Raw genomic sequence first — 2,921 nt, 5'->3', positions numbered from 1 at the left:
GGTGCGCTCTTACCATTAAGAATTAAATTCGCGAGGGGTCGCACCTGTCGATGTCACAGACTAAAACTGTACCCTTTTCCCCACGAACGATTCGTAGTTCCTCATCCAGATAGAGAATTTGTAGACGACCTTTGGGCGATCGCTTCATGGTAAATGCTACTTCTCCAGTCTCTGGGTTCATCCCTTGGGGGGGTACTAAACCGAACATCAATTTCAAAAAACCAGACATCAATTTTTCTGTCAAACTTTTCTGTGAAGATGGGGATTGATCAGCAAAAATGCCTTGCCAATCTTTTATATTTGTTGATGGATGGGGAGCTAAAATACCTCCTGTAAATTGTACTTGCAGCACCCAATCACTAACGGGATAACAAACGCCTTTGTTGCGTACAATTCCCCTGATTTGAGGCATAGACTCATCAACGGTCGTAAATTCCACAACGATATCATAACTACGCTGTTGACCATCTCCCAACAAAAATACAGGTTGGAGAACTCGGTCAATCACCAGTTTTAATCCTGTGGGTTGAAACATATTAAAAGCAAGACGACCGAGAGTGTAAGCATACTGACCATCTGCCAGTTGCTCTCCTCCTGGAAAATTAGGTGCGCTAATTAACAACCATTCATTATCCAAGAGTTCTCCATGACGTGTTGGTGTTGTTGTCGGATTGAGTTGAGATAAATGATTAATTGCAGCAATTACCGCTTCATCCTTCGTATTTCCACCACAAGCGGCAAGCACTTGACGCAAGGCTGTTTTAGCTGATGTACGTTTTTCTGAATCTACGACTACCATATTATTGCAAATTTTAGCTGTCCTGATGCTACTTTATATCATCCTGGATTGTTAAGTTTTTATTGAGTATTTTTTTAAAAAATGTTACATTTATTATGAATAAAAATCCAATACTTTTTTTTAAAATCCTACTATGTCTAGCAGCGTTTTACAGTCCGTAACCTCTCAAAAAAATGCAGTCCAAGAACTGGCAGCAGGTGGCTCTGATCCAGAAGTCTTTGACTGGCAAGAAGTTTGGTATCCTGTTTCTTACGTCAAGGATTTAGACAAATCCCAGCCCACTCGCTTCACTTTGTTAGAACAGGATATTGTCCTCTGGTGGGACAAGCATGAACAGATGTGGCGAGCCTTTTTCGATCAATGTCCACACCGTTTGGCTCCACTTTCTGAAGGTAGAATTAATCAGGATGGACGGCTAGAATGTCCCTATCATGGCTGGGCTTTTTCCGGAACAGGCCAGTGTGAGGTCATTCCACAGCAAAAAGAAAGGGGAAAGGCTGAAATTTCCCAACGTGCCTGTGTCAAATCACTACCGACTACAATTGCTCAAGGGTTGTTATTTGTTTATCCTGGACAAGCTGAGAATGCGGCTCAAACTAAGGTTCCTATTGTTGATGCCTTAGAAGAAGACCCGGACGGTTGGGTTTGCTTGAATACGTTTCGGGATTTGCCTTATGATGCCCTAACATTGATGGAAAATGTACTCGACCCCAGTCATATTCCTTACACCCACCACCGCAGTGTCGGTAACCGCGCTAATGTATCTCCTGTGGAATTGGAGGTTGTAGAATCAGGGAAGTGGGGATTTAAAGGGGTTTGGGCAGAAGGTCCCCGTAAAGGTACCCTAGGACGACAGGATACTACCTTTATTGCTCCTGGACTGATGTGGCATGACCTCACCTCCAAGCAGTTTGGCAGGACACTAACAGTTGTGTACGCGACTCCGATTCGCAAGGGAGAGTGTCGGCTATTTGCCCGCTTTCCTTTTAAGTTTTCCTCCAAATTACTAGGGTTATTTCTGAAACTAACTCCTAGCTGGTATTCCCATATTGGGCAAAATAATGTTTTGGAAGATGATCAGATTTTCTTGCATTACCAAGAAAGATATCTCGAAGAAAAAGGGGGTAGTGGTAATTTTAATAAAGCGTTTTACTTACCAACTAAAGCCGACCTATTTGTATTCCAGTTACGTTTTTGGGTGAATCAATATAGTATTGACCCATTTCCAGGAAAAACTCTACCACCATCACTACCCAAAGAAGTTCTCTTAGAAAGGTATCATTCCCACACGGAAAAATGCGCGAGTTGTCGTGGGGCTTTAGCGAACTTGCAACGGTTAAGGCTGGGATTAGCTGTAGGGACTGCACTGGTTTGGGTATTGCTTCCGTTACTGGTATTTATCCACCCTGAGGTATCTATTGTTACTGTTATTATTTTGACTGTAGCTGTTTTAATGAGTGGGGGAGTTTGGTGGGCTTTGGGTAAGTTAGAGCGGCAATTTTATCAAGGAAGAGAAATTCCACCCCGTAATTGGCCAGAGAAACAGTAAAAGGAAGCGAAGCCTAGTCACGCTTGTTGAGTGATCTAGATCTTCAGGGGATTGTAGATACAGGAGTTTTTTTCACAGCACAAGGAGGATGTGAGTAGTTTTCATTCTTAGAATGCTGGCTCCCACTCACTAATGTCAAGTCTTGGAACTCCTCGACCCATAAGCATTATTACACTTTTGACTTGACTTTTTGTCAGTCAACCAGATCTAAAATCTAAAATCTCATGACCACACCTGCCCATAATCTGATCCAGTCTATCTATGAAGCCATCAATCGTAGGGATGTTAACGCTGCGATGGAGTGGATAGACGACCAGTGTATTTACGAGGATCTCAACTTTTCCCAACCATTCAAAGGAAAGGAAGCTGTCAAACAACTTCTGGAAGAATCCTGTCAAGGTATCCCGGATGAGTTAAAATTTGTCATTGACGATATCACCACAGGGGATCCCCTGGCAGTAGGAATACTATGGCACGTTGAGTTAGACGGCATTCCCTTTCCCAACGGACGAGGTGTTAGCTTTTATCGTTGTTCTGAGGTAACTGGCAAGTTAGTTTTAGCCCGTGATCTGG

At 43.0% G+C, this 2,921-nt stretch carries 3 protein-coding genes; 2 read left to right on the top strand and 1 reads right to left on the bottom strand.

Going from position 1 to position 2,921, the window contains the following annotated elements:
- Positions 1 to 22 precede the first annotated feature (22 nt).
- Entirely contained in the window at positions 23 to 799 is a 777-nt protein-coding gene (locus F6K49_RS39060; protein WP_293105906.1) for a PAP/fibrillin family protein, read from the bottom strand.
- Positions 800 to 932: 133 nt separating this feature from the next.
- Between F6K49_RS39060 and F6K49_RS39055 the strand changes: the two genes are divergently transcribed.
- Together F6K49_RS39055 and F6K49_RS39050 are read left to right on the top strand one after the other, a co-directional pair.
- Positions 933 to 2,348 carry a Rieske 2Fe-2S domain-containing protein gene (locus F6K49_RS39055; protein WP_293074798.1) on the top strand — a complete coding sequence of 472 codons (1,416 nt, stop codon included), beginning with the start codon at positions 933 to 935 and terminating at the stop codon, positions 2,346 to 2,348.
- A 224-nt stretch (positions 2,349 to 2,572) separates the two neighbouring features.
- On the top strand, positions 2,573 to 2,921 hold a 349-nt coding region (locus F6K49_RS39050; RefSeq protein WP_293105903.1), incomplete at its 3' end, for a nuclear transport factor 2 family protein.

It is taken from the genome of Moorena sp. SIO3I6 (assembly GCF_010672095.1).
Note: the sequence above shows the minus strand (reverse complement) of the source record. Positions and strands in the feature narration are given on the sequence as shown.

Bases quoted from the DNA above. Each gene is read 5' to 3' on its own strand.
- F6K49_RS39060 (WP_293105906.1), bottom strand. From the start codon at position 799: ATGGTAGTCGTAGATTCAGAAAAACGTACATCAGCTAAAACAGCCTTG.
- F6K49_RS39055 (WP_293074798.1), top strand. From the start codon at position 933: ATGTCTAGCAGCGTTTTACAGTCCGTAACCTCTCAAAAAAATGCAGTC.